The sequence below is a fragment of the Xylophilus sp. Leaf220 genome, from assembly GCF_001421705.1.
Lineage (GTDB): Bacteria > Pseudomonadota > Gammaproteobacteria > Burkholderiales > Burkholderiaceae_C > Xylophilus.
In genome coordinates, this window is the sequence record NZ_LMKO01000026.1 from 144,167 (window position 1) to 169,760 (window position 25,594).

General features: G+C 69.9%; 19 protein-coding genes. 6 read left to right on the top strand and 13 right to left on the bottom strand.

Going from position 1 to position 25,594, the window contains the following annotated elements; translation table 11 throughout:
- Positions 1–215: 215 nt before the first annotated feature.
- Positions 216–2,759 carry a PD-(D/E)XK nuclease family protein gene (locus tag ASE76_RS17915; protein WP_236698519.1) on the bottom strand — a complete coding sequence of 848 codons (2,544 nt, stop codon included), beginning with the start codon at positions 2,757–2,759 and terminating at the stop codon, positions 216–218.
- 179 nt (positions 2,760–2,938) lie between these two features.
- On the opposite strand from ASE76_RS17915, the gene trxA reads away from it, so the two are divergent.
- Positions 2,939–3,271: a thioredoxin TrxA gene (gene trxA, locus ASE76_RS17920; RefSeq protein WP_055842761.1), complete on the top strand. Its 333-nt coding sequence runs from the start codon at positions 2,939–2,941 to the stop codon at positions 3,269–3,271.
- Between the two features lie 228 nt (positions 3,272–3,499).
- Positions 3,500–4,762, top strand: a complete 1,263-nt coding sequence (gene rho, locus ASE76_RS17925) for a transcription termination factor Rho (protein WP_055842764.1) — start codon at positions 3,500–3,502, stop codon at positions 4,760–4,762.
- 131 nt (positions 4,763–4,893) lie between these two features.
- Here rho and ASE76_RS17930 read toward each other — a convergent pair whose 3' ends face one another.
- Together ASE76_RS17930 and sbcD are read right to left on the bottom strand one after the other, a co-directional pair.
- Complete coding sequence (locus tag ASE76_RS17930; protein WP_055842768.1) at positions 4,894–8,334, bottom strand: AAA family ATPase; 3,441 nt, start codon at positions 8,332–8,334, stop codon at positions 4,894–4,896.
- Positions 8,331–9,551: an exonuclease subunit SbcD gene (gene sbcD / locus ASE76_RS17935; protein ID WP_055842771.1), complete on the bottom strand. Its 1,221-nt coding sequence runs from the start codon at positions 9,549–9,551 to the stop codon at positions 8,331–8,333. The genes ASE76_RS17930 and sbcD overlap by 4 nt, the downstream gene beginning before the upstream one ends.
- A 134-nt stretch (positions 9,552–9,685) precedes the next feature.
- On the opposite strand from sbcD, the gene ASE76_RS17940 reads away from it, so the two are divergent.
- The 3 genes from ASE76_RS17940 to ASE76_RS17950 all read left to right on the top strand — a co-directional run bounded on the left by ASE76_RS17940 (position 9,686) and on the right by ASE76_RS17950 (position 13,185).
- Positions 9,686–9,946: a type B 50S ribosomal protein L31 gene (locus ASE76_RS17940; protein ID WP_055842774.1), complete on the top strand. Its 261-nt coding sequence runs from the start codon at positions 9,686–9,688 to the stop codon at positions 9,944–9,946.
- Positions 9,947–10,084: 138 nt separating this feature from the next.
- Positions 10,085–11,785 (top strand): hypothetical protein, encoded by a 1,701-nt coding sequence (locus ASE76_RS17945; protein ID WP_055842776.1) that lies wholly within the window; start codon positions 10,085–10,087, stop codon positions 11,783–11,785.
- 5 nt (positions 11,786–11,790) lie between these two features.
- Positions 11,791–13,185 (top strand): MATE family efflux transporter, encoded by a 1,395-nt coding sequence (locus ASE76_RS17950; RefSeq protein ID WP_236698520.1) that lies wholly within the window; start codon positions 11,791–11,793, stop codon positions 13,183–13,185.
- Here ASE76_RS17950 and phoR read toward each other — a convergent pair.
- The 7 genes from phoR to pstS all read right to left on the bottom strand — a co-directional run bounded on the left by phoR (position 13,166) and on the right by pstS (position 19,911).
- A complete protein-coding gene (phoR, locus tag ASE76_RS17955) occupies positions 13,166–14,590 on the bottom strand; it encodes a phosphate regulon sensor histidine kinase PhoR (protein ID WP_055843080.1) in 1,425 nt (474 codons plus the stop codon). The two genes, ASE76_RS17950 and phoR, sit on opposite strands and share 20 nt — an antisense overlap.
- Before the next feature lie 27 nt (positions 14,591–14,617).
- Positions 14,618–15,352, bottom strand: coding sequence for a phosphate regulon transcriptional regulator PhoB (gene phoB, locus ASE76_RS17960; RefSeq protein WP_055842779.1), 735 nt, complete (start codon positions 15,350–15,352; stop codon positions 14,618–14,620).
- A 46-nt stretch (positions 15,353–15,398) separates the two neighbouring features.
- Positions 15,399–16,100, bottom strand: coding sequence for a phosphate signaling complex protein PhoU (gene phoU / locus ASE76_RS17965; protein ID WP_055842782.1), 702 nt, complete (start codon positions 16,098–16,100; stop codon positions 15,399–15,401).
- A 13-nt stretch (positions 16,101–16,113) separates the two neighbouring features.
- Entirely contained in the window at positions 16,114–16,896 is a 783-nt protein-coding gene (gene pstB, locus ASE76_RS17970) for a phosphate ABC transporter ATP-binding protein PstB (RefSeq protein ID WP_055842784.1), read from the bottom strand.
- A 20-nt stretch (positions 16,897–16,916) separates the two neighbouring features.
- Positions 16,917–17,816 carry a phosphate ABC transporter permease PstA gene (gene pstA, locus ASE76_RS17975; protein ID WP_082448704.1) on the bottom strand — a complete coding sequence of 300 codons (900 nt, stop codon included), beginning with the start codon at positions 17,814–17,816 and terminating at the stop codon, positions 16,917–16,919.
- On the bottom strand, positions 17,813–18,778 hold the full coding sequence (gene pstC / locus ASE76_RS17980) for a phosphate ABC transporter permease subunit PstC (protein ID WP_055842786.1): 966 nt from the start codon (positions 18,776–18,778) through the stop codon (positions 17,813–17,815). The genes pstA and pstC overlap by 4 nt, the downstream gene beginning before the upstream one ends.
- A gap of 95 nt (positions 18,779–18,873) precedes the next feature.
- Entirely contained in the window at positions 18,874–19,911 is a 1,038-nt protein-coding gene (gene pstS, locus ASE76_RS17985; RefSeq protein WP_055842789.1) for a phosphate ABC transporter substrate-binding protein PstS, read from the bottom strand.
- A 241-nt stretch (positions 19,912–20,152) separates the two neighbouring features.
- Here pstS and ASE76_RS17990 point away from each other — a divergent pair, with 241 nt between their 5' ends.
- Positions 20,153–21,631 carry a Ppx/GppA phosphatase family protein gene (locus ASE76_RS17990; protein ID WP_055842792.1) on the top strand — a complete coding sequence of 493 codons (1,479 nt, stop codon included), beginning with the start codon at positions 20,153–20,155 and terminating at the stop codon, positions 21,629–21,631.
- A 104-nt stretch (positions 21,632–21,735) separates the two neighbouring features.
- Here the strand turns inward: ASE76_RS17990 and ASE76_RS17995 are convergent, their stop codons facing one another.
- The 3 genes from ASE76_RS17995 to ASE76_RS18005 form a co-directional block, all read right to left on the bottom strand.
- Positions 21,736–22,197: a histidine phosphatase family protein gene (locus ASE76_RS17995; RefSeq protein WP_055842795.1), complete on the bottom strand. Its 462-nt coding sequence runs from the start codon at positions 22,195–22,197 to the stop codon at positions 21,736–21,738.
- Positions 22,197–24,254, bottom strand: a complete 2,058-nt coding sequence (gene ppk1 / locus ASE76_RS18000) for a polyphosphate kinase 1 (RefSeq protein WP_236698526.1) — start codon at positions 24,252–24,254, stop codon at positions 22,197–22,199. Before ppk1 ends, ASE76_RS17995 begins: the two co-directional genes overlap by 1 nt.
- A gap of 406 nt (positions 24,255–24,660) precedes the next feature.
- A complete protein-coding gene (locus tag ASE76_RS18005; protein WP_055842798.1) occupies positions 24,661–25,539 on the bottom strand; it encodes a GNAT family N-acetyltransferase in 879 nt (292 codons plus the stop codon).
- Positions 25,540–25,594 lie beyond the last annotated feature (55 nt).

Sequence of the window (25,594 nt, forward strand, 5' to 3'; positions counted from 1 at the left end):
ACGCGCCCTGGGCCGGGAGCGTCGGGTGCCCCCCGCAGCGAAATAAAGGAGGAGGCCGCAGGCCGGGGGACATTCGCGGAGGGGGGCACCCGGCGATCCCGGCCCCCCCACCTGCCCCTGCCCCTGCCCGACCTGCCAGAACTGCACCACCCCACCACTCGCGCCGAACCGCACACACACCAGCCCCACATCACCACCCGAAGCAACATCCACCCTCATACCCAGAAATCCTTCCGGCACAGCCCCCGCGCTGCACAGTAGTCGCACACCGCCCCCTCCCCCAGCGCCGGCAGCGCCACCCCCTCGGCGATGCGCGACAGGTCGTCCAGGATTCCCTCGACCAGCATGTCGCGCGCCTGCACCACGTCCTCCTGCTCGACGAAGGTGGTCGACCCCTTCTCGCCGATGTTGAGGTAGGCCGCATGCAGTGCGTCGTCTTCCAGCAGGGCGGCGTAGAAGGCGAGCTGCGTGTCCTCGCCCTGGCGGCGCAGGCGCTCGCGGGTGGTCTGCAGACCCTCGGTCTTGTAGTCGATCACCAAAGGCAGCAGCGCGCCGTCGGGTCCGCCCGGCAACCGGTCCATCCGGTCGATCTGGCCGACCAGCAGCACGTCGCCCAGCGGCTGCTCGCGCCAGCCCTCGGCCCATCCGAACCGGGCGCCGGCGGCGTCGTGCCCGGCCAGCCAGGCCAGGTAGCCGTCGCGCGCCTGCGGCCAGGTCGCGGCGAAGGGCAGGAAGTCTTCGGCCGGCAGCCGGCGGGCGCGGGTGGCCTGCTCGGCGGCCGCGTCGAGCAGCGCCAGGCGCGCAGCGGGATCGTCGGTCGGCGCCTGGACCAGCGCTTCGTGAAAGCCGCGCAGCGTGTCGTGCAGCCAGAGGCCGAAGTCGCGCTTGTCCACCTCGGCATCCAGCTCGTCGGCCTCCTGCAGGCCGAGCTGGCGCAGCGCGAAGAAGCGGTACGGGCACTTGCGCAGGTCTTCGTAGGCACTGGCGGACAGGCGCTCGACCGGCAGCGCATCGCCCGTCGGCTGCGGCCGCGGCGTGGGCTGCGCCGCGATGCTGCGCGCGGGCCGTGGATCGGCAACCTCCGCCGCCGCGCCGGGCACCGACTGCAGGGCCTGCACCAGCGGGCTGGGCAGCAGCGGCTCGCCGCCTTCGTCGCCGCGGCGCCAGAGGATGTCGACCTGCGGTGCGCACAGCGCGATCTCCCACGCGGCGGCGGTCTCGGCCTGCAGCGCCTCGCGGGTCGTCAGGCCGAGCGCGATGCGTTCCGCAGCCGACCAGGCGCCGGCAGGCTCGGGCGCCGCGGGCAGCCGGATCTCGTCGCAGCCGGGCATCACCACCGCGCCGAACGGGCGGGCCAGCAGCTGCTGCATCGGCAGCACGACGACCTCGGCCTCGGCCGTCTGCCCATCGGCTTCGGGCTGGAAGTTGGCGGCTTCCAGGGCCTGTCGCGCCCAGGTGCCGAAGGCCGACAGGCCCATGCGACGGGTGGCCCAGGGAGAGTCCTCGAGCTGCTGCGCGAAATGGGCCTGCGCGACGGCGTCGAGCCGCAGTACCGCCACCACCTTCTCGCCGGCGGCATCGGCGCGCAGGCCGTCCCACAGGCCGCTGGCCTGCAGCAATCCGCGCAACGCGGCCAGCCACTGCGGCAGCGGGCGGGGGCGCTGCATCGCCTCGCGCAGCGCGTCGATGTCGGCCGACAGGTCGCGCAGCAGCGGGGCCGGCGCCTTGTCGCCCGGCGGCGGCTGCCAGCCGCTCCAGTCGCGCACGCCTTCGCGCCGCAGCGCGGCCTCCAGCGGGCGCAGCCGGGCGGTTTCGAAGGTGGGGGATTGCTTGAGCCAGTCGAGCACGTCGTCGGCCGCGGCCTGGCGGGCGCAGGCGCGCAGCGCGGCCATGACCTGGGCGGCGGCGCGGGTGGTCGAGAGCTTCCAGCCGCTTTCGTCGCGCAATGCGAGGCCCTGGGCATGCAGCATCGCGCCGATGCGACGGGTCAGTGCCCGGTCGTTCGCGACCAGGGCGACCGGCGTGGCGCCTTCGCGCACCCGCGCCAGCACGCAGGCGGCGGCACGCTCGGCCTCGTCCTCGGCGTCGGGCGCGGCATGCAGGCGCACGCCGGTGCAGCGGTCGGCCGGCCGGCGCAGGCCGAGGCGCAGGGCGGTCAGGCCGTTCGACTCCCACCGGCGGCAGATGGTGTCGGCAACGGGCTCGGGCTGCAGGCCGTCGAGCACCACCAGGCAGCGGATGCCGCCGGCCGCCGCGCCGGGTCCGAGCAGCACGTCGGTGGCGCAGGCCGAGGTCAGGGCCCAGACCAGCGCCACCCGCGCGGTGGCGGCCTCGAGCTGCAGCACCGCGGCCTCGGTCCCCTGCCCCATAGCCTCGGCGGCGGCCTCGCCCCAGGCGGGGCGGTCTTCGGGCACCACCGCGGCGAGTGCGCGGTGCAGTTGGCAGGCCGACTCGACCAGAGGCTCGGCCAGGGTGTCGGCATAGCGCTTCAGGGTCGGCACCTGCTCCAGCAGGGCCAGGGCGCGCAGCAGGTCGCGGGCGGTGTCGCCGGTCACGCCGCCGGCATCGGCCGCCTCGGGTGCGCCCAGGCTGCGGGCCCAACTGGAGAAGGTCTCGAAGCGCGGCGCGAAGCCCTGCGGCCGCACGGCTGCCCAGTAGCGGCGCGCGACCGGCAGCAGCTGGGCGTAGGGCAGCACCACCACCGCCTGGGCCGGGTGCACGCCGTGGGTGTCGAAAGCCTCGGCCAGGCGCGCGATCACGCCGCTCGCCGGGTCCCGCCAGAGGGCATCGACCGGGTGCGCGAAAGCGGCCGTCCCAGCATCGCCGCAAGGGGCTTTCGCTATGGCGTCGATAGCAGAGGGAGCCCCTTCCCTACACTTGGGTTCTGTCACAATGGCCGCCACTTTAGCGGCTCCATATCCCACACAAGGAAGACTCCATGGCCAGCGATCTCATCAAACATATTTCGGATGCGTCCTTCGACGCCGACGTGCTGCAGGCCGACAAGCCGGTGCTGGTGGATTACTGGGCCGAATGGTGCGGCCCCTGCAAGATGATTGCACCGATCCTCGACGAAGTCTCGGCCAGCTACAAGGACAAGCTGCAGATCGCCAAGATGAACGTCGACGAGAACCGCACCATTCCCGCCAAGTTCGGCATCCGCGGCATCCCGACGCTGATGCTGTTCAAGGGCGGCCAGCTGGCCGCCACCAAGGTCGGCGCCCTGAGCAAGGCGCAGCTGACCGAGTTCATCGACCAGCAGCTGGCCTGATCGATCGGTGCCGGGGCGCCCACCGCCCCGGTCGCCGCAGGCCCCGTGCGCAGTGCGCAACGCACGGGCCGCCTGCAAAGGCTGCTATCGTTTCCTGTCATAATTCGCGCATTCACCGGCCCGCGCCATCCGCGTGCGTCACCGGTTCGAGTCCCCCCGGCTCGCGAGGTCTCCTCGCCCCGCCACCCTCCCCCTGAATTTTCCTGAACTCCGCCAAGGAGTAGCTCCATGCACCTAAACGAACTCAAGGCACTGCACGTGTCCGAAGTCCTCAAGCAGGCGGAAGAACTCGAGATCGAGAACACCGGCCGCATGCGCAAGCAGGAGCTGATGTTCGCGATCATCAAGAAGCGTGCGCGCGCCGGCGAACAGGTCTTCGCCGACGGCGTGCTGGAAATCCTGCCCGACGGCTTCGGTTTCCTGCGCAGCCCCGACACCAGCTTCACCGCCAGCACCGACGACATCTACATCTCGCCGAGCCAGGTGCGCCGCTTCAACCTGCACACCGGCGACATGGTCGAAGGCGAAGTGCGCACGCCGAAAGACGGCGAGCGCTATTTCGCCCTGACCAAGCTCGACGCGGTCAACGGCGGACCGCCCGAGCAGAACAAGCACAAGGTGATGTTCGAGAACCTGACGCCGCTGTTCCCCAAGGAACAGATGAAGCTCGAGCGCGAACTCAAGACCGAAGAGAACATCACCGGCCGCATCGTCGACATCATCGCGCCCATCGGCCGCGGCCAGCGCGCGCTGATCGTCGCTCCGCCCAAGAGCGGCAAGACGGTGATGATGCAGCACATCGCCCACGCGATCACCGCCAACAACCCCGACGTGCACCTGATGGTGCTGCTGGTGGACGAGCGGCCCGAGGAAGTGACCGAGATGCAGCGCACTGTCAAGGGCGAGATCATCGCCTCGACCTTCGACGAGCCCGCCGCCCGCCACGTGCACGTGGCCGAGATGGTGATCGAGCGCGCCAAGCGCCTGGTCGAGTTGAAGAAGGACGTGGTGATCCTGCTCGACTCGATCACCCGCCTGGCCCGTGCGTACAACAACGTCGTGCCGTCTTCCGGCAAGGTGCTGTCGGGCGGCGTGGACGCCGCGGCGCTGCAGCGGCCCAAGCGCTTCTTCGGCGCGGCGCGCAAGGTCGAGGAAGGTGGCTCGCTCACCATCATCGCCACCGCGCTGGTCGATACTGGCAGCCGCATGGACGAAGTCATCTTCGAAGAGTTCAAGGGCACCGGCAACTGCGAAATCCACCTGAACCGCCGCCTCTACGAGAAGCGCGTGTTCCCGGCCATCGAGCTCAACAAGAGCGGCACCCGCCGCGAGGAACTGCTGCTGGCCCCGGAAATCCTGCAGAAGACTCGCATCCTGCGCCAGTTCCTCTACAACATGGACGAGATCGAATCCATGGAACTGATGATCAAGAACATGAAGGCGACGAAGACCAACGTCGACTTCTTCGACATGATGCGCCGGGGCGGCTAGAGCTTAAGCACACCCCCAGGCTGCGCGCTTCGCGTCTTCGCCTACCCCCTTGCAGGGGGCGACACCGGCGGCCCGGCAAAGCCGGTTCCGCGGTATCCCCGGAAAAATTCAGTCGCTTGCGGGCGGGGTGTTTATGGCACCGCGAACTGCGCATCCAGCCCGCTGTAGCCGAAGCCGATGCCCTTGCGGACCCGGATCTGCACCGGGATGCGTTCCTTGAGCGCTTCGACGTGGCTGATGATGCCGATCGTCTTGCCACCTGCGTTGAGGCTGTCGAGCGCGTCGAGCGCGATCTCCAGCGTCTCGGCATCGAGCGTGCCGAATCCCTCGTCCAGGAACAGCGAGTCGATGCTGGTCTTGTGGCTCACCAGGTCGGACAGCGCCAGCGCCAGCGCCAAGCTCACCAGGAAGCTCTCGCCGCCCGACAGCGTGCGGGTGTCGCGTGTCACGTCGGCCTGCCAGGTATCGACCACTTCCAGCTCCAGGTCGCCCGCGGCACGCCGGGCCAGGCGATAGCGGGCCTGCAGCCGGCCGAGCTGGCGGTTGGCCAAGTGCACCAGGTGGTCGAGCGTGAGGCCCTGGGCGAACTTGCGATACTTGGCCCCGTCGGCCGATCCGATCAGGCCGTTGAGGTGCTGCCACACGTCGGCATCCGCCTCCTGCGCGCCGATCTGCGCCCACAACGCCTGCAGGCTCTCGCGCCGCGCCGCATCCTCTTGCAGCCGGCTGGCGATGCCCCCCTGGCGCTGGGCGACAGCGGTCTGTTCGGCGGCGGATGCCTGCAGCAGTTCGTCGAGCTCGACCGCCGTGCGCGAGGCCGCGCGCCCGGCGCGAAGGTCTTCCAGCGCAGACAGCGCTGCCGCATGCAGCGCGCGGGCTTCGGCCATCGACTGCTGCAATGCGGACAACGCGGCGCGCAGGCGGTCGCGCTCCGCCTCTTCCAGCCATGCGGCGTGAAAGTCGGCGGCCTGCCCGAAGGGGCTGTCCGCCAGCGCCGCGGTCCAGCGGGCGAGGGCCTGCGCGCACTGGGCATCGGCTGCGGCATGCTGCTGTTGCAGCGATGTCCGTGCCCCCTGCAGCACAGCCGCATCCTGCTCGGCAGCCCGCAGGGCGGCTTCTGCCTCGGCCAGCGCACCGCCCGCATCGACCGCATCGGGCGCGGCCCGAACGGCGGCAGGAGCCGGCGCTGCGGCCACGCGGTCCGACCAGCGCTGCGCCGATTCGGCCGCGAAATGCGCCTGTCGGCGGAGGTCCTCCTCTTCCCGCTGCAGTGCCGCCAGCCGGCTCTGCGCGTCCTGGAATTCGCAGTACTCCTGCGCGCGCGCGGCCAGCCAGGCGTTTCCGTCGGCCGGCATGGCGTAACCCGACGCCTGCAGTTCCTGCGCCAGCGCTTCGTCCATCTCGCGGTGCCGTGCGGTCTGCACATCGTTCTGCCGGGCGAGGTCTTCTGCCTGTTGCCGGGCCGTCTCCACGGCCTGGATGGCCTGGGAATGCTCCTGGGCCGCGGCACGCTCCGCCTGCTCGGCCTGTTGCACGGCGGTGCGGGCGATCTCCCAGCGGCTCTGCGCGGCGCCGATCGCGGACCACTGTTTTTGTGCTGCCTCCAGCTGCGCGGCGTTGCCGGCCTGGGCGGACGCTATCGCTTCGGCATCCTGGCGATCGACCGGCCACCGGATCGTTTCGCAGCTGCGTTGCCAATCGTCGGCGCACCGCGCGGCGTCCGCGGCGCCCTCGCCCATCTGCTGCGCGGCCTGCGCGCTCTGCGCCTGCAGCGCGGCGAGTGCCGAGCGCTGCTCCTGCCCCTCCTCGGTCACAGCCTGGCACTGCGCTTCCAGGCCACCCAGCCGCGCCTCGGTCGCCGACACGTCGAGGGCTTCGTAGTGTGCGACCGCCGGGTGGGCGGTAGAGCCGCAGAGCGGGCATGCCTCGTCGGGCTGCAGGGCGTGGCGGTAGGCGTCCAGGTCCTTGATGCGCTGCTCCTGTAGCAAAAGCCGTTTCTGGTCCTGGACCTGCCGCTGCAGATCGGTGTAGCGGGTCCGCAGCGCCTGCATTGACTGGGCGAGACCGTCCTGCCGCCGTGCGCGGTCTGCCTGCTCTTCCTGCCACCGCGACTGCCGCGCCCGCGCTTGCTGCCACGCCTGCAGTGTTTGCCGCAGCCGGGCCCAGGCGTGGCCTTGCTCCAGCAGGCGCAGCGGCGCATCGCGCCAGTGCGCCTCGTCCTGTCCTGCGAGCGTATCGGAATGGGTCTGGCGGGCCGCAGCTTCCGCCTCGCGCGCCTGGGTCGCCGCACCGGCGGCGCGGAGCCGCACCTGGTCTGCGGCCAGCACGACCTGCTGCAGCGATGGCAGTCGCAGCGCATGGGCCTCCTGGTGGGACCGAATGTCCGCCACCTGTGCGGCCTGCCGACCCCGGGCGTCGAACTGTGCGCGCCATCCGCTCAATCGCTCGCCCAGCAGGGCATGGTGCGACGTGGCGGTCAACTGCTGCTGCAGCGTGTCCTTCGCTTTCAGCCCGTCCTGCCAGGCCGCATGGTGCTGCTCGGCCACCCGAAGGCTGTAGCCGTGGGCCTGGTGCAGCGCGCGCACGGCGCGTTCCTGGGCTTCGCCATGGCGCGCATCGGCCTGCTGCAGCCGCTGCGCCAGCGCCGCTTCGGCCAGCGACGCGGCGTGCCAGGCATCGTGCGCCGGCCGCAGCCGCAACGCGGGTTCGCTCTGCTCCAGCCGCGCGCGCTGGGGAGCGGCGTCGTCGAGCCGGCGCTGCGCTGCCTGCAGCTGCAGCACCGCGTCGCCGTGGCGTGCGTTCGCGCGTTCGGTATCGACCAGCCACTGCCGATCGCGCGCCAGCGACTGGCGCTGCAGATGCAGTTCCTGTGCACGTGCGGCCAGTCGCGCGGCTTCTTCGGTCAACGACGCGCGCGCGGCATCGTCCAGCAGTTCGACGCCATCGGCACGGGCCCGCAGCTGGTCGAGCGCGGTGCGCGCGTCGCGTGCCCGCTCGTAGACCCGCTGGGAAATCTGGCCGTAGATGTCGGTGCCGGTGAGCTCCTCCAGCAGCTCGGCGCGCTTGCCCGCACTCGCTTCCAGGAAGGCCGCGAAACCGCCTTGCGCCAGCAGCATCGACTTGGTGAAACGTTCGAAGTTGAGGCCGGTCAGCAGCTCGGTCTGGCGCAGCTTGTCCTGCACCCGGGTGGTGAGGATGCGGCCTTCGCCGTCGACGATCTCGGCCAGTTCCACCTGCACCTGCTGCAGTGCGCCTTCGGCCTTGTCGCGGGCCCGGCGCTGGCTCCAGAAGGCACGGTAGCGGGCACCCTTCACCTCGAACTCGACCTCGGCCAGGCATTCGGCGGTGTGCCGGGTCATCAGGTCGTTGCCGCCCTGCGAGACGCTGCCGATGCGCGGCGTCTGGTGGTAGAGCGCCAGGCAGATCGCGTCGAGCAGCGTGGTCTTGCCCGCGCCGGTCGGACCGGTGATCGCGAACAGGCCGTTGCCGGCGAAAGGCGCGGCGGTGAAGTCGATGCGCCACTCGCCCTTGAGCGAGTTGAGGTTTTTCAGCCGCAGGCTCAGGATCCTCATGCCGCGCCACCCTCGGCCAACTCGGCCACCACGGCGCGGTAGCGGTCGCGCAGCCGCTCCTGCAGCGCGGGCTCCAGCGACTCGGCGGCGAGCCTCCGGTCGAAGACCTCGGCCGGTCCCAGCTCGTCCAGCGTCTCGCCGGCGGATGCCGCCAGGACGGCCGCGGCGTTGCCGCGCGCCCGGCGCACCCGCAGCACCTCGACCGGCAGGCCCTCGACCAGTTGGGCCACCCGCAGTTGCAGGTCGGACAGGTAGTCGTCGGTCGTCACTTCGACATCGAGCCACACCGGCAGCTCGGGCCGGGCGGCCAGCGCCGCCTCGGCGAGCGCCGCCGGCAGGTCGGCCAGGCGCCCCCGCACCGTGGCCAGCGGCTGGAAGCACGGCACCGGCAGCGGCGTGACGCACTTCAGGCCCGCCAGGTCGAAATCGACCAGCAGCACCTGCTTGTCCTGCCGCGCTTCGTCGAAGCCCAGCGGCACCGGCGATCCGCTGTAGCGGATGTGTTCCAGCCCGCCGACTTTCTGCGGCTGGTGGATATGGCCCAGCGCGATGTAGTCGGCCGGGGGGAACGCGTTGGTCGGGAAGGCCTCGAGCGCGCCCACGTAGATCTCGCGCACCGCCTCGCTGGCGCTGGCGCCGACGGTGGTGAGGTGGCCGGTGGCGACGATCGGCAGCCCGCCGAGCGCTGCGCTGCGCTCGACGGCGCGGGCGTGCAGGCCCTGGTAATGCACACGGATCGCCTCCTGCAGCGCCAGCTGCTTGTCGGCCGCGCTGTCGCCGGCCTGGCTCGTCAGCAGGTCGCGCGCGCGCAGGAAGGGCACGGCGCACAGCACCGCGCCGGGCGTCGCGTCGCGGCGGTGCAGCACCAGAATCTGGTCGTCGGGATCGGCCGCCAGGCTCGGCAGGACACGGGTGCCCAGTTGCGCCAGCAGGCTGCGGCTTTCGCCCAGCACCGCGACAGAGTCGTGGTTGCCGCCCAGCACCACCAGCTCGGCACCGGCGGCGCGCAGGGCCAGGGCGCAGCGGTGGTACAGCTCGCGGGCATAGCTCGGCGGCGAGCCGGTATCGAAGATGTCGCCGGCGACCACCACCGCATCCACCGCGTGCGCCTGCACCTGGCGCGCCAGCCAGTCGACGAAGCCCTGGTGCTCGGCCTGGCGGGTCTTGCCCATGAAATGCTGGCCGAGGTGCCAGTCGGAGGTGTGCAGGATGCGCAAGATGGAGGTTCGCCAGGAGAAAATGTAAGGAGCGGCTGAGAGGGTCTGTGCGATAATCGCAGACTTTTCCGCGGAAAGTGCTGGGCAATGGGTGCGCAGTGGCTCTCGCAGCAGAACCTCAAGGAAACCAGGCCATGAAAGAAGGCATTCACCCAAATTACCGCGAAGTGCTCTTCGTGGACCTCTCCAACGGCTTCAAGTTCGTGACGCGCTCGTGCGCCAGCACGAAGGAAACCGCCAAGGCCGACGACGGCCGCGAGCTGCCCCTGTACAAGCTGGACACGTCGAGCGAATCGCACCCGTTCTACACCGGCACGCAGAAGTCGGTCGACAACATGGGCGGCCGCGTCGAGAAGTTCCGCAATCGCTTCGGCAAGCCAGGGGCTGCCAAGTAAGCGACCCAGACCGCGACGTAGCTGCTGTCTGGCAGGTGCGATTCCGCTAGAAAGGCAGCCCGGGTTTCCCGCGCTGCCTTTTTTTATCGATACGGCGTTCGATGCGCGCTGCAGCAACCTGGCCCTCTCTCCTCACCCGTGACCCAGCCCACTCCCGCCATCGTTGCCCAGCGCGCCGTGCGTCGATTGCCGCGGTGGGCGCTGTTGCTGTTCTGCATCGCCTACGTGCTGCCGGGTTTCGTGGGGCGCGGCCCCTGGAAGAACGCCGATATCGCGGCCTTCGGCTACATGCAGGAGCTGGCGCAGGGCCATACCGGCTGGCTGCATCCGGTGCTGGGCGGCATGGCGCCGGAATCCGACGGCCTGTTGCCCTACTGGCTGGGCGCCTGGGCGATCCACCTCGCGCCCGCGGGTTTTTCCCCTGACCTGGCCGCACGAGTTCCGTTCGGCCTGCTGCTGGCACTGACGCTGACGGCCACCTGGTACGGCGTGTACTACCTGGCGCTCGATCGCCGGGCGCAGCCGGTGGCCTTCGCCTTCGGCGGCGAGGCACAGCCGAAGGACTATGCACGGGCGGTCGCAGACGGCGGCCTGCTGGCGCTGATCGCCTGCCTGGGCCTGGCGCAGCTCTCGCACGAGGCGACGGCACACCTCACCCAGCTGGCGTTCGGCTCTCTCGCCTTCTTCGCGATCGCCGCCTCGCCCTACCGGGTGCGCTGGGCGGCCGGCAGCCTGGCGGTCGGCCTGGCCGGCTTGGTGCTCTCGGGCGCGCCCGCGCTGGCCGTGTTCTTCGGGCTGGGTGCGGCACTGCTCGCCATGCTGGAAATGCGCCAGGCCGAATCCGATGCACCGGCCCTGCGCGCCTGGGCCGGCATCGCGCTGGGCATCACCGGTCTCGCGGCCCTGGTCGGCTGGATGCTGGATGTGTGGGAATGGCGGATGGTGGCGCCCTCGGCGGCCGACCGCAGCTGGCAGAGCCTCGGCCGCCTGCTGCTGTGGTTCACCTGGCCGACGTGGCCGCTGGCGCTGTGGACGCTCTGGCGCTGGCGGCGGCAGCTGGCTTCGCCCGAGGTGCACCGGCACCTGGCCGTCCCGGCCTGGTTCGCCCTGGTGGCGATCAGCGCGACCCTCACCACCCTGCCCTCCGACCGGGCGCTGTTGCTGGGCCTGCCGGCACTGGCCGCGCTGGCGGCGTTCGCATTGCCGACGCTCAGCCGCAGCCTCTCGGCGTTGGTGGACTGGTTCACCCTGCTTTTCTTTTCCGGCTCGGCCATCGTCATCTGGATCATCTGGCTGGCGATGCAGACCGGCTTTCCGCGCCAGCCGGCGGCCAACGTGGCGAAGCTCGCACCCGGCTTCACCGCGAGCTTCTCGATCGGCGCACTCGTCCTGGCGCTGGCGGCGACCCTGGCCTGGGCCTGGCTGGTGCGCTGGCGCATCGGCCGGCACCAGGCGGCGCTGTGGAAGAGCGTAGTGCTGCCGGCCGGCGGCGCTGCGCTGTGCTGGCTGCTGCTGATGACGCTGTGGCTGCCGCTGCTCGACTACGCCCGCAGCTATGCGCCGCAGGTCGACCAGTCGATCGCCGTCATGGGACGGCCGACCTGCCTGAGCTTCCACGGCTTCAGCCGCGCCCAGGTGGCGGCCTTCCAGTACCACGGCGACCTGCGCCTGGAGCCTGCGACCGGTGACGGGCACTGCGGATGGCTGGCGGTGGATACCGATTCCGTGTCGACGCTGTCCACGGTGACCGATACCGCACGGTGGAGCCTGGTGGCCACGGTCGCCCGGCCGGCGGACCGCAAGGACACGATCCAGATCTACCGCTACCTGGGAAGCTGAGCAAGGTGGCGACAGTTCTGCATTGGCGGTCTCGCGCCGCGTCGGTCTGGGGGGAGCTGCCCGCCATCGCACGGCATGCCGGCACCGTGCTGGCCGGCCAGTGGGCGGTCATGGCTTTCGGCGTGACGGACACCGTGGTGGCGGGCCGCCATTCGGATGCCGCGCTGGCGGCCCTGGCGGTCGGCAGCGCGATCTTCGTCAGCGTCTATGTCGCCTTGATGGGCGTGGTGCAGGCCCTGCTGCCGGTGTGGGCCGAGTTGCACGGGGCGCATCGCTATCCCGCGATCGGCCGCTCGGTGCGCCAGTCGCTCTACATCTGCGGCGCCACCAGCGTCGCGGGCATGGCGCTGTTGCTGTCCCCGGCCCCGCTGCTGCAGTGGGCCGACGTGCCGGTAGCGCTGCGCAGCGACGTGGTCCGCTACCTGGGCGTACTGGCGCTCGGCCTGCCGGCGGCACTGCTTTTCCGCGTCTACAGCACCCTCAACCAGAGCCTGGGGCGGCCGTTGCTGATCACCTGGTTGCAGGTGGGGTCGCTGGCGCTCAAGGTGCCGCTCACCGTATGGCTGACGTTGGGCGGCGGTGGCATGCCGGCGCTGGGCGTCACCGGCTGCGCCTGGGCGACGATCGTCGTGCACTTCCTGCTGCTGGCGATCGGGCTGTGGCTGCTGCGCACCCAGCCGCTCTACAGGCCCTATGCCTTCTGGAAGCGCATGGAGGCACCCGATGCGGTGCAGTTGAAGGCTTTCGCGCGCCTGGGCGTTCCGGCCGGGCTGGCGATCCTGGTGGAGATCACCTCGTTCACCCTGATGGCGCTGCTGATCGCCCGCCAGGGCACGGTGGCCGCGGCCTCGCACCAGGTGGCGAGCAACCTGGCGGCGGTGCTCTACATGGTGCCGCTGTCGATCGCGATCGCCACCAGTGCCCGGGTCGGGTATTGGCTGGGCGCCGGGCAGGCGCAGCGGGCCAGCGCGGCCGTCACCGCCGGACTGGGCACGGCGGGTGTCACCGCGGTGCTGCTGGCCAGCATGCTGTGGAGCGCCCGCAACGTCGTCGCGGGCCTCTACACCAGCGTTCCGGCCGTCGCGCAGACGGCGGCGATGTTGCTCGGCTGGGTGGCGCTGTACCACTGCGCCGATGCGCTGCAAAGCGTCAGCGTGTTCGTGCTGCGCTGCTACCGGGTCACGGTGAAGCCGCTACTGGTGTACTGCGTGCTGCTGTGGGGCGTGGGCACCGGCGGCGGCTACGTCCTGGCCTATGGCGGCTGGCACGGCCTGGGACCCTGGCCCTCGCCCGAGACCTTCTGGATCACCAGCGCGGCGGCCCTGGCGGTCACGGCGGTCCTGTTCCTGTTGATCGTGCGCCGCGCGGTACGCACCGCCATCACGCTTCCGGCGGAGTAGTCGCCGTGCGCAGCCGGTCGCCGGGCAACACCAGCGCGAAGGTGGAGCCCTGCCCCGGCTGGCTGTCGATCCGCAGCTTGCCGCCGTGGCGCTGCATCACGTGCTTGACGATCGCCAGGCCCAGCCCGGTGCCGCCGGTCTCGCGCGAGCGGCTTCGGTCGACCCGGTAGAAGCGCTCGGTCAGCCGCGGAATGTGTTCCGACGCGATGCCCGGTCCGCTGTCGCGTACCGCGAACTCCGCATCGCCCACCGGGCCGCGGGCCGAATCCGCCTCCTGCAGCACCGTCCAGCTCACGGTGATCGTGCCGCCGGCCGGGGTGTAGCGCACCGCGTTGCCCAGCAGGTTCGACATCGCGCTCTGCAACTCGGTCTGCGCGCCCAGGATGCTGCCGGTGGCGGCCATTTCCTGCGCCGTGGGGAACACTATGGTGTGGTTGCGGCCCAGCACGCTGCTGAGCGCGGTGGCCTCCTGCTGGCAATGCGCCAGCAGGGCCTGCACCGGCACCTGCCCGCCCCGCCCGGGTGGCGGGCTGCCTTCCAGCCGCGACAGCGTCAGCAGGTCGCTCACCACCGACTGCATCCGGGCCGCCTGCTGCGCCATCAAGCCGAGGTAGTGGGTACGCTCCTGCTCGTCGAGCTGCAGGGTCTGCAGGGTTTCGACGAAGCCGATCAATACGGTGAGCGGCGTGCGCACCTCGTGCGAGACGTTGGCCACGAAATCGCGGCGCATCGCATCGGCCTGCTCGACCGCGGTGATGTCGCGCGACAGCAGCAAGGAGCGCCCCTTGCCGTAGAGATGCAGTTGCACCGACAGCCTGGCTGCCCGGCCGCTGCCGCCCAGACGCGCATGCATCACGACCTCGGTGGCGTAGTTGCCCGCGGCCATGTAGGCGGCGAATGCCGGGTCGCGCACCAGGTTGCCGATCGACTGCAGCATGTCGCGCTTGACGTCGATGCCGAAGTGATCGGCGGCGGTCTGGTTGCACCATTCGATGTGCATCGCTTCGTCGAGCAGGATCACGCCGTTGGGCGATGCCTGGAGCGCGGCCAGGATTTCCTCGAGCCGGTCGCGGCTCTCCGCCAGGCGCCGCTCCGACTCCCGGGTGCGGCGCCGCATCCGGTCGGCGGCTTCGCCCCACAGGCCGTTCAGGGACGGTGCCGCGGCGGCGGTCGCCTCTTCGTTGCGCAGCCAGACCAGTACCCGGCGGGCACGGTACGTATCGATCGCCACCGCGCTCCAGGTCGCGATCGCGAAGCCCAGGAGCACGCCGGCCAGCACCCAGCCCTCGTGCGTGCCCAGACCGAACGCCTGCGACAGGCCGACATGCAGGCCCATCGCCAGCCAGCCGCCCAGGGTCGCGCCGGCGCCCTGCCACGCGAGCAGGGCCAGCAACCGCCTCACCAGAAACGCCACCTGCTGCGGTCCTGCGGATCAGAGCGAGTTGGCAGGCGCGCCCGCGGCCTCGGGCAACGCGACGGTGACCTGGGCGGTGGCACGGTAACCCGCACCACGCACCGTCTCGATCATCACGCCAGCGGCCCCGAGCGATTCGCGCAGCCGCTTCACGTGAACGTCCACGGTGCGTTCCTCGATGAAGACATGGTCGCCCCAGACCTTGTCGAGCAGCTGCGCGCGGCTGTGGACCCGCTCGGCATGGCGCATCAGGTAGTGCAGCAGCTTGAACTCGGTCGGGCCGACCTTGAGCATCTGGCCCTGCAGGCTGACACGGTGCGTGGCCGCATCGAGCCGCAGAAGGCCCAGCTCGACCGCCTCGCCCGCCTGCTCGGGTGCTCGGCGGCGCAGCACGGCGCGGATGCGGGCCAGCAGCTCCTGGGTGGAGAAGGGCTTGGTGATGTAGTCGTCGGCGCCGGCATCGAGGCCCGCGACCTTGTCGGGCTCGTCGCCGCGGGCGGTCAGCATCAGGATCGGCACCGCCTTGGTCCGCGCATCGGCACGCCATTTGCGCGCCAGCGTCAGGCCGCTCTGGCCGGGCAGCATCCAGTCGAGCAGGATCACGTCGGGCAGCACCGCATCGAGCTCGCGCTGCGCGGTGATGCCGTCTTCCGCCCAGATGGGCTGGAAACCGTTGTGCCGAAGATTGACGGCGATCAGCTCGGCGATCGAGGCCTCGTCTTCGACGATCAGGACCTGTGGCAGTTTTTTCATGGAACCTGTTTCCTGCCCGGCAGGGGTGAGACGCCGGGCAACGTCCTCAGCGCAGGGCCGACTCGATCTGCTCCATCGAGGTATGGCGCACGTCGGTGCCCTTGACGATGTAGATGATGAACTCGGCGATGTTCTTCGCGTGGTCGCCGATCCGCTCGATCGCCTTCGCCAGGAACAGCAGGTCGAGGCTGGCGGAGATGGTGCGCGGGTCTTCCATCATGTAGGTGATCAACTTGCGCACGAAGCCGTCGAACTCGCGGTCGATCAGGTCGTCTTCCTTCAGGATCGCCAGCGCCGCGGCGGTGTCGAGGCGCGCGAACGCATCCAGTGCGCGGCGCATCAGGGCCGACGCCAGCTCCGCCGCCACGCGCAGGTCGGACGAGGGCAGCGCACGGGCCGATCCGCTCTCGACGATCGACTTGACCATGCGGGCGATCTTGTTGGCCTCGTCGCCCACCCGCTCCAGGTTGGCGGTGGTCTTCGAGATGGCGATCAGGAGGCGCAGGTCGCGCGCGGTCGGCTGGCGGCGGGCGATGATCGACGACAGGTCGCGGTCGATCTCGATCTCCATCGCATTGACGCGCGGCTCGGTCTCGATGACCTCGTCGGCCACCTCGGCGCTGAACTGCGACAGGGCATAGACCGCCTGGCGGATCTGCGACTCGACCAGGCCGCCGAGCTCCATCACGCGGGTGGAGACGGCGTTGAGCTCGCTGTCGAACTGGGAAGAAAGGTGCTTGTCGGGCATGTCGGCTCCTGGATCAGCCGAACCGGCCGGTGATGTAGTCTTCGGTCTCTTTGCGCTGGGGCTTGAAGAACATCTGCTCCGTCTCGCCGAACTCCATCAGGTCGCCCAGGTACATGTAGGCGGTGTAGTCGCTGCAGCGGGCGGCCTGCTGCATGTTGTGGGTCACGATGACCACGGTGTAGTCGCTCTTGAGTTCGGCGATCAGCTCCTCGACCTTGGCGGTCGAGATCGGGTCGAGCGCCGAGCACGGCTCGTCGAGCAGCAGCACCTCGGGCTTGATCGCGATGCCGCGTGCGATGCACAGCCGCTGCTGCTGTCCGCCCGAGAGGCCCGAGCCGCTCTGCTGCAGCTTGTCCTTCACCTCGGTCCAGAGTGCGGCCTTGCGCAGCGCCCACTCGACCCGCTCGTCCATGTCGGTGGCGTTGAGCCGCTCGAACAGCTTCACGCCGAAGGCGATGTTGTCGTAGATCGACATCGGGAACGGCGTGGGCTTCTGGAAGACCATGCCGATCTTGGCGCGGATCAGCGCCACGTCCTGCTTGGAGGCCAGCAGGTCCTCGTCGTCGAGCATGATGCGGCCTTCGGCGCGCTGCTCGGGATAGAGCTCGAACATGCGGTTGAAGGTGCGCAGCAGCGTCGACTTTCCGCAACCGGAAGGCCCGATGAAGGCGGTGACCTTGTTCGCCGGGATTTCCAGGTTGATGTTCTTCAGCGCGTGGAACTTGCCGTAGTAGAAGTTCAGGTCGTGCACGGCCAGCTTGGAGCGGCCGGTGGCGGGAGATGCGATCGTCGTCATGGAAACGGTTCTTTCCGAATTCATTTCTGGCGGGTCAGGACCCGCGCCAGGATGTTGAGGCCGAGCACGGCAGCGGTGATCAGGAACACGCCGGCCCATGCCAGCTGCTGCCAGTTCTCGTACGGGCTCATCGCGAACTTGAAGATCGTGACCGGCAGGCTGGCCATCGGCTTCGAGAGGTCGGCGTTCCAGAACTGGTTGGAGAGCGCGGTGAACAGCAGCGGCGCCGTCTCGCCGGCGATCCGTGCCACCGCCAGCAGCACGCCGGTGATGACGCCGGCCCGGGCCGCCCGCAGCGTGACCATCGTGATCACCTTCCACTTGGGCGTGCCCAGGGCATAGGCCGCTTCCCGCAGGCCCGAAGGGACCAGCAGCAGCATGTTCTCGGTGGTGCGGATCACCACCGGGATCACGATCAGCGCCAGGGCCACGATGCCGGCGTAGGCCGAGTAGCTGCGAAACCGTGCCACGACCACCGCGTAGACGAAGAGGCCGATCACGATCGACGGTGCCGACAGCAGGATGTCGTTGACGAAGCGGGTGAGCGACGCCAGCCAGCCGCGGGTGTCGTACTCGGCCAGGTACACGCCGGCCATGATGCCGATCGGCGTACCGACGAAGGTCGCCAGGAACACCATGGTGAACGAGCCGAAGATCGCGTTGGCCAGGCCGCCGATCTCGTTGGGCGCCGGGGTGGACTCTGTGAACAGCGCGATGCTCAGGCCACCGACGCCGAGGCGCACGGTTTCCCACAGGATCCAGACCAGCCAGAACACGCCGAAGGCCATGGCCGCCAGCGAAAGGGCCAGCGCGATGCCGTTGACACGCTTGCGTGCGGCGTAGCGCACCCGGCGCGTCTCGGCGAGGGTGGCCGCGTCGATCAGGCGCTGGCTGGTGGAGACGGATGCGGTCGTGTTCACGACTTGGCTCCTTCGTTCTTCTGCAGGCGCAGCAGCAACAGCTTGGACATGGTGAGCACGACGAAGGTGATGAAGAACAGCACCAGGCCCAGGTAGATCAGCGATGCCTGGTGCAGGCCTTCGCCGGCTTCGGCGAATTCGTTGGCGAGCGCCGAGGTGATGCTGTTGGCCGCCTCGAAGATCGAGAGCGAGTTGAGCTGGTTCATGTTGCCGATCACGAAGGTGACGGCCATCGTCTCGCCCAGCGCACGGCCCAGGCCGAGCATGATGCCGCCGAGCACACCGGTCTTGGTGTAGGGCAGCACGACGGTGGACACGACCTCCCAGGTGGTGGCGCCCAGGCCGTAGGCCGATTCCTTGAGCAGCGGCGGCGTCACCTCGAACACGTCGCGCATCACCGAAGCGATGAACGGGATGATCATGATCGCGAGGATGATGCCGGCCGACAGGATGCCGATGCCCACCGGCGGGCCGGAGACGAAGGCGCCCAGGAACGGCACGCCGGTCAGCAGTTTCTGCAACGGTTGCTGCACGTAGGTCGCCAGGATCGGGCCGAAGACCATCAGGCCCCACATGCCGTAGACGATGGAGGGCACCGCCGCCAGCAGTTCGATGGCGGTGCCCAGGGGGCGCTTGAGCCAGGCGGGCGACAGCTCGGTCAGGAACAACGCGATGCCGAAGCTCACCGGCACCGCGATCGCCAGGGCGATGATCGAGGTGGCCAGCGTGCCGTAGATCATCACCAGGCCGCCGTAGTCGTTCTTGACCGGGTCCCACACGCTGCGGGTCAGGAAGGTCAGGCCGTACTTCTCGATGGAGGGCCAGGCCCCCACAAACAGCGAGCCGAGGATGCCGACCAGCAGGGCCAGGGTCAGCAGCGCTGCGCCCTTGGCGAGCCAGCCGAACAGCCGGTCGGCCAGGGTACCGGACAGCAAGGGCCGGTGGACAGGGGGTGGTGTCATGGTGGCACCACGCGCGCCGGCATGTGGCGACGCATGGGTGACCGGCAGTGTAGAGGACACGGTGGTGGGCTCTCGGCGCGGTGGCTAGGTGCCTATCAGCGGACGGCGACGGTCTTGCCCGACGTGTCCTTGATCGCATCCCACGACTTCAGGATCGTGGCCTTGACCGCGTCGGGCATCGGCACGTAGTCCAGGTCGGACGCGGTCTTGTCGCCGCCCTTGTAGGCCCAGTCGAAGAACTTCAGGGCGGTGGCGGCCTGGGCCGGCTTGTCCTGGCTCTTGTGCATCAGGATGAAGGTGGCGCCGGTGATCGGCCATGCGTCCTTGCCGGGCTGGTTGGTGAGGATCTGGTAGAAGCTCTTGTTCCAGTCGGCGCCGGCGGCAGCGGCCTTGAAAGCGCTGTCGTCGGGCGACACGGTGCCGCCGTCGGCGTTCTGCAGCTGGACGTAGTTCATCTTGTTCTGCTTGACGTAGGCGTACTCGACGTAGCCGATCGAGTTGGGCAGGCGGCCTACGAAGGCGGCAACGCCTTCGTTGCCCTTGCCGCCGGCGCCCGTGGGCCAGTTGACCGCCGTGCCTTCGCCGACCTTGCTCTTCCACTCGGCGTTCACCTTGCTCAGGTAGTTGGTGAAGATGAAGCTGGTGCCCGAGCCGTCGGCACGGCGCACCGGTGCGATGGCCGCGTCGGGCAGGTTCACGCCGGGGTTGAGCGCCTTGATGGCGGCATCGGTCCAGTTGGTGATCTTGCCGAGGTAGATGTCGCCCAGGATCTGGCCGTTGAGCTTGATCTCGCCCGGCTTGATGCCGGCGATGTTCACGACCGGCACCACGCCGCCGATGACCGTGGGGAACTGCACCAGGCCCTTGGCCTGCAGTTCCTCGTCCTTCAGCGGGGCGTCGGACGCGCCGAAATCGACCGTCTTGGCGTCGATCTGCTTGATGCCGGCGCCGGAGCCGACCGATTGGTAGTTGATCTTGACGCCGGTCGCCTTGTTGTAGTCGGCGGCCCACTTGGCGTAGAGCGGGGCGGGGAAGCTGGCACCGGCACCGGTGGCTTCGGACTGGGCCCAGGCAGCGGAGAAACCGGTGGCGGCTACGGTGACGGCGAGCATGCGGATCATCGAATTCTTCATGGATTTCCTCGTTGGAACGAACATTGACAGAGCACTGACTGAGGCGGACTTTAGAAAGCGCATGTGACATGCACATGACAAAACCCGGGCAAATCGACGATTCCTCCTCTGGAGAGCGCGGTTCCGGCCTGTCACGGTGCTGTCACACGGCCTGCATAGCCTGTCCCCCTGGCCCAGGTGCGCTGCTATGCTGCGCCGCACACTTTCCCCCGCGGCCGCCACCCCTCCCCCCTCATTTCCCATGCACGACGGAACCCTCCTCGCCGCCCTCGACCTGGGCTCCAACAGCTTTCGCCTGGAGATCGGCCGCCTCCACCACGGGCAGATCCAGCGCATCGAATACCTGAAGGAGACGGTGCGCCAGGGCAGCGGGCTGGACGAGAACGGCATGCTGTCGCCCGCGGCGATGCAGCGCGGCTGGGACTGCCTGGCCCGCTTCGGCGAGCGGCTGCGCGGCTTCGCGCCGCACCAGGTGCGGGCGGTGGCCACCCAGACGCTGCGGGTCGCCCGCAACCGGGAGCTGTTCCTCGCCAAGGGCCTGGAGGTGCTCGGCTTCCCGATCGACGTGGTGTCGGGCCCCGAGGAGGCCCGGCTGATCTACGCCGGCGTCGCGCGCATGCTGCCGCCGTCGGACGAGCGCCGCCTGGTGGTCGACATCGGCGGCCGCTCGACCGAGCTGATCCTGGGCCGCGGCCTGCGTTCCCAGGTGGTCGGCTCCTATCCGCTCGGCAGCGTCGCCTGGTCGATGGCCTATTTCCCCGAAGGCCGCTTCACGGTACAGGCCTTCGACGCGGCCCATGCCGCCACCGAGGACCTGCTGGCCGACACGCCGGGCCGCTACCCGCGCGAAAGCTGGGACGTGGCCTACGGATCCTCCGGCACGGTCGGCGCCATCGGCGACCTGCTGGCGGGCCTGGGCGAGCCGAAGGGGCTGATCACCCGCAAATCCCTGGTCGACCTGCGCGCCCGCCTGCTGCAGGCCCAGAGCGCCGACAAGCTGAAGCTCGACGGTCTGAAGGAAGACCGCCGGCCGGTGATCGGCGGCGGGGTGGCGGTGCTGGGGGCGGTGTTCGACCTGCTGGGGATCGAGCAGATGCAGGTGGCGCAGGGCGCCCTGCGCCAGGGCGTGCTGTACGACCTGGTACAGCGCGAGGCCCCGTCCACCGACATCCGCACCGCAACCGTCCAGGCGCTTGCGACACGGTTCGGCACCGATGCGGCGCAGGCCGCACGCGTCCGCCGCACCGCCCGCACCCTCTTCGACCAGGTGATGCTGCAGGCCGAGCCCGAGGCGGCCCGCCTGCTCGACCGCGCGGCGCAGCTGCACGAGATCGGCACCAGCATCGCCCACGCCGACCATCCGCGCCACGGCGCCTACATCCTCCACCACACCGACGCGCCGGGCTTCAGCCTGCAGGAGCTGCGCCGCCTGGCCGAACTGCTGCTGGGCCAGCGCGGCAAGCTGCGCAAGCTCTCGCTCGACCTGGAGGATGCCCGCTTCGTGGTGCAGCTGCTGTGCCTGCGGCTGGCGATCCTGCTGTGCCACGCGCGGCGCGACCCGGTGCCGCCGCTGCCGCAGCTGGCGCTGGTAGGCGGCAGCTTCAGCCTGCGCGTCGGCGCGGCGTGGGCCGCCGGCTTTCCGCAGTCGGCCCACCTGCTGCGCGGCGAGGCCGAAGCATGGAAGAAGACGCCCTGGGACGTCAACGTCGTCCTGGGCTGAAATTTCGGGTGAATAAGGGCTGTAGCCGGCGCCATACGCCGGCCACCAGCTATCATTTCAATAGCATTCAGCCTGCGACGGCGCCGCGGCCGTCGCAGGGCCGGCTACAGCACCTCGGGCGACTGGACGGTGACGATCACCGTCTGCGCGTCCTCGCCCCGCTGGCGCTGGCGCAGCCACCACACCGCGCCCTTGCGGATCGCGCAGTCGCCGGCCGACAGCCCGATCAGCTGCGCGATCGTCTGGCCCAGCATCGGCTGGTGGCCGACCACCAGCACCGCCCCCTTGGCCCGCGGCCACTGCACCAGATCCAGCAGGTCGGCGGGCGAACCCTCGGGCAGCAGCTCGGCCCGCAGCTTGTAGCGCCGGCCCAGCGCGATCACCGTCTGCTCGGTGCGGCGGGCGGGGCTGGCGATGACGCGCAGGCCGTCGGGCAACTGCCGGTCGAGCCAGCCGGCCATGCGGGCCGCCTGCTTTTCGCCGCGGGGCGTGAGCCGGCGGTCCACGTCGGCCTGGTCTTCGCGGGCCTCTTCGGCTTCCGCATGGCGCCAGAGAATCAGGTCCATCACGCAATACCCCTTCGGGAAGCGGGCGGCGCCGGGTAGCGCTGCATCAGGGCGGCCTGCGCACCGCGGCAGTCGGCCTGGACCGGTGCGCGGCGGTAGCGGCCATCGGCGCCGAGCGTCCAGGCGTCGCAGTCGTCGTGCAGGTAGGCGACCAGGCATTCGTCGATCAGGTGCTGGCGCAGCTGCGGGTCGGTCACCGGCCAGGCCAGTTCCACCCGGCGCAGCATGTTGCGGCTCATCCAGTCGGCGCTCGACAGGTACAGCTCGTCGTCGTCGCCGGTGCGGAAGTAGAAAACGCGCGAATGCTCCAGGAAGCGGCCGATGATCGAGCGCACCCGGATGTTGTCGGTCACGCCCGGCAGACCGGCGGGCAGCATGCAGGCGCCCCGCACGATCAGGTCGATCTGCACGCCGGCGCGGCCCGCGTCGATCAGCGCGTGGATCAGGCGCTCGTCGGTCAGCGCGTTCATCTTGGCGACGATGCGGGTGCTCTGCCCTTCGCGCGCCGCGGCGGCGGTGGCGGCGATCCGCTCGGCCAGCCGGTCCTGCAGGTGGAACGGCGCGACCCACAGCCGCTTCAGGCGCGGCAGCTGGCTCTGGCTGGCCAGGTGCGCGAAGAGCGCGTCCATGTCGGCGGTCAGCGCCGGGTCGGAGGTGAGGTAGCTGATGTCGGTGTAGAGCCGGGCGGTGCGCGGGTTGTAGTTGCCGGTCGAGAGGTGCCCGTAGCGGCGCAGCCGGGCGCCTTCGCGCCGGGTGACCAGCAGCATCTTGGCGTGGGTCTTCAGGCCCACCACGCCGTAGACCACCTGGGCACCGATCGATTCCAGCGCCTCGGCCCAGTTGATGTTGGCCTCTTCGTCGAAACGCGCCTTCAGCTCCACCACCGCGGTGACTTCCTTGCCGCGGCGCACCGCCTCGCGCAGCAGGTCCATCAGTTCGGAATCGGCTCCGGTGCGGTAGATCGTCTGCTTGATCGCCAGCACCTGCGGGTCCTGCACCGCCTCGCGCAGGAAGGCCAGCACGCCGTCGAAGCTTTCGAACGGCTGGTGGATCACCACGTCGCGCCGGCGCAGCTGCTGGAAGATCGGCAGGCTGCCGCGCAGGCCCACCGGCCGCGCCGGCTTCCAGGGCGGGAACAGCAGGGACGGATCGTCGACCAGGTCGAGCAGCTGCACCAGCCGCACCAGGTTGACCGGCCCGTGTACCCGGTAGAGCGCATTGGTCGGCAGGTCGAACTGCCGCTGCAGGAAATCGAGCAAATGCTGCGAGCAGCCGGACGAGACTTCGAGCCGCACCGCCTTGCCGTAGTGGCGCATCTGCAGCCCCTGGCGCAGCGCGGTGCGCAGGTTGCTCACCTCTTCCTCGTCCACCGCCAGGTCGGAATGCCGGGTGACACGGAACTGCGAGAACTCGGTGACTTCGCGGCCCGGGAACAGCTCCGACAGGTGCGCCCGCACCACGCTCGACAGCGCCACGACCGATACGCCTTCGGGCGCCACCGACGCGGGCAGCTTGATCAGCCGCGGCAGCACCCGCGGCACCTTGACGATCGCGATCTCGTTGTCGCGGCCGAACGCGTCGAGCCCTTTCAGCCGCACGATGAAGTTGAGCGACTTGTTGGCGACCTGCGGAAACGGATGCGACGGGTCGAGCCCCACCGGCACCAGCAGGGGCGATACCTCGCGCCGGAAATACTCGCGGACCCAGCGGCGCTGCGGGTGGTTGCGCTCGCCGTGCGAGAGCAGCCGGATACCCCGCTCGGCGAACGCCGGCATCAGCGCGTCGTTGTAGAGCTTGTACTGGCGCGCGACCAGCTTGTGCGCCGAAGCCGACAGCGTCTCGAACGACGCCACGGTGTAGGTGCCCTGCATGTCGCCGGCCTGTGCCGCGGCCAGGTGGGGCGCGACCCGCACCTCGAAGAATTCGTCGAGATTCGACGACACGATGCAGAGGTAACGCAGCCGCTCCAGCAGCGGCGCGTCCTCGCGGCAGGCCCAGTCGAAGACGCGTTCGTTGAAGGCCAGGATGCTGTGGTCGCGGTCGAGCAGCGGCGGCATGCCGGCACCGGAGGCGAGCGGTTGCGCTGCGGCGTCGTCGGCCACGTCGGCCAGAGGCGCGGTCGACAGGGTGACGGCGGCCACCACGGGAACCGGAAGGCGGGGTTGCACGGCCTCCTGCGCAACGCCCCCATCCTGCAGGGAGCCGCTCCGTGCGACGGCCTCGCCCTCTTTCGGGAGCGGCGTGGCGGAAGGAGGATGGTCGAAATGGGGTTTCACAGACGTACGGAATCCGGTATCGCCGGCCAGCGGCATCGGGCCGAGTGTGGCCCCTGCGCATGACAGTCATGTGACGGCACCGGCAGGTCTGCCGAATGATAGGTACCGGCGCCTGCGTCGCACAAGACGGCCCGGATGGCAGTCATATGTCGGCCGCGTGTCACGCCGAACGCCGTCGGCCCTGCGGTCAGCTGCCGGGCAGCAGGTGGCGGCGGTACCGGGCCGGCATGTCTTCCAGGCGCATCAGCATCGGGAGGTCGGCGGTATTGAAATCCGGGTCCCAGGCGGGCGCGCCGAGAATCTTGGCGCCCAGGCGCAGGTAGCCCTGTATCAGCGGCGGCGGCTCCGGCAGCGGATCGGCCGGCTCGCCGGCATGCAGCGCATCCACCGGCAACGGCAGCCGGGGCCAGACCTGCAGTTCGACCGGGGCGAGGTGCGTCTCGCGCAGCCGGTGCCAGATGCCCGCTGCGGTGCGGGCGCTGGGCGCGCCGTGGTGCAGCATCGGGATGCTGGCGCAGCCGAGCATGATGTCCAGCCGGTTGCGTGCCATGAACTGCGCCAGCGCGCCCCACAGCGCCAGGATGACGCCGCCCTGGCGGTGCTCGGGGTGCACGCAGCTGCGGCCCAGCTCCACCATCCGGTCGCGCAGGCCGCGCAGCCGGACCAGGTCGAACTCGGTGTCGCTGTAGGTGCCGCCGACGCGGCGGGCCTGGGCGGGCGTCAGCACCCGGTAGGTGCCGACCACCGGACCGCCTGCGAACTCGCGGACCAGCAGGTGCTCGCAGTAGGCGTCGAACAGGTCGATGTCGTGGCCCGCCAGCTTCGGGTCGGCAGGCACCGGCAGCCGGGCGCCCATCTCGTCGGCGAACACGTGGTGGCGCAGGCGTTGCGCTTCGCGCACTTCGTCCTGGTGGCAGGCCCAGGTCACGTGCAGCGGCCCCTGCTTGACCGGCGCGGCCGGCGTCGGCAGCGCGACCGGTGGCACCAGCAGGGCGGCAGGCTTGCGCATGGTGCGAAAACCCCGCAGGGGCGACAGGGGCAGGGTCGGAACCGGCAGTTCACTCATTGCACGCATCCTTTCAGTCAGGCGGATGCAGCGGAGTGTGGCCAGCGGCCGTGAC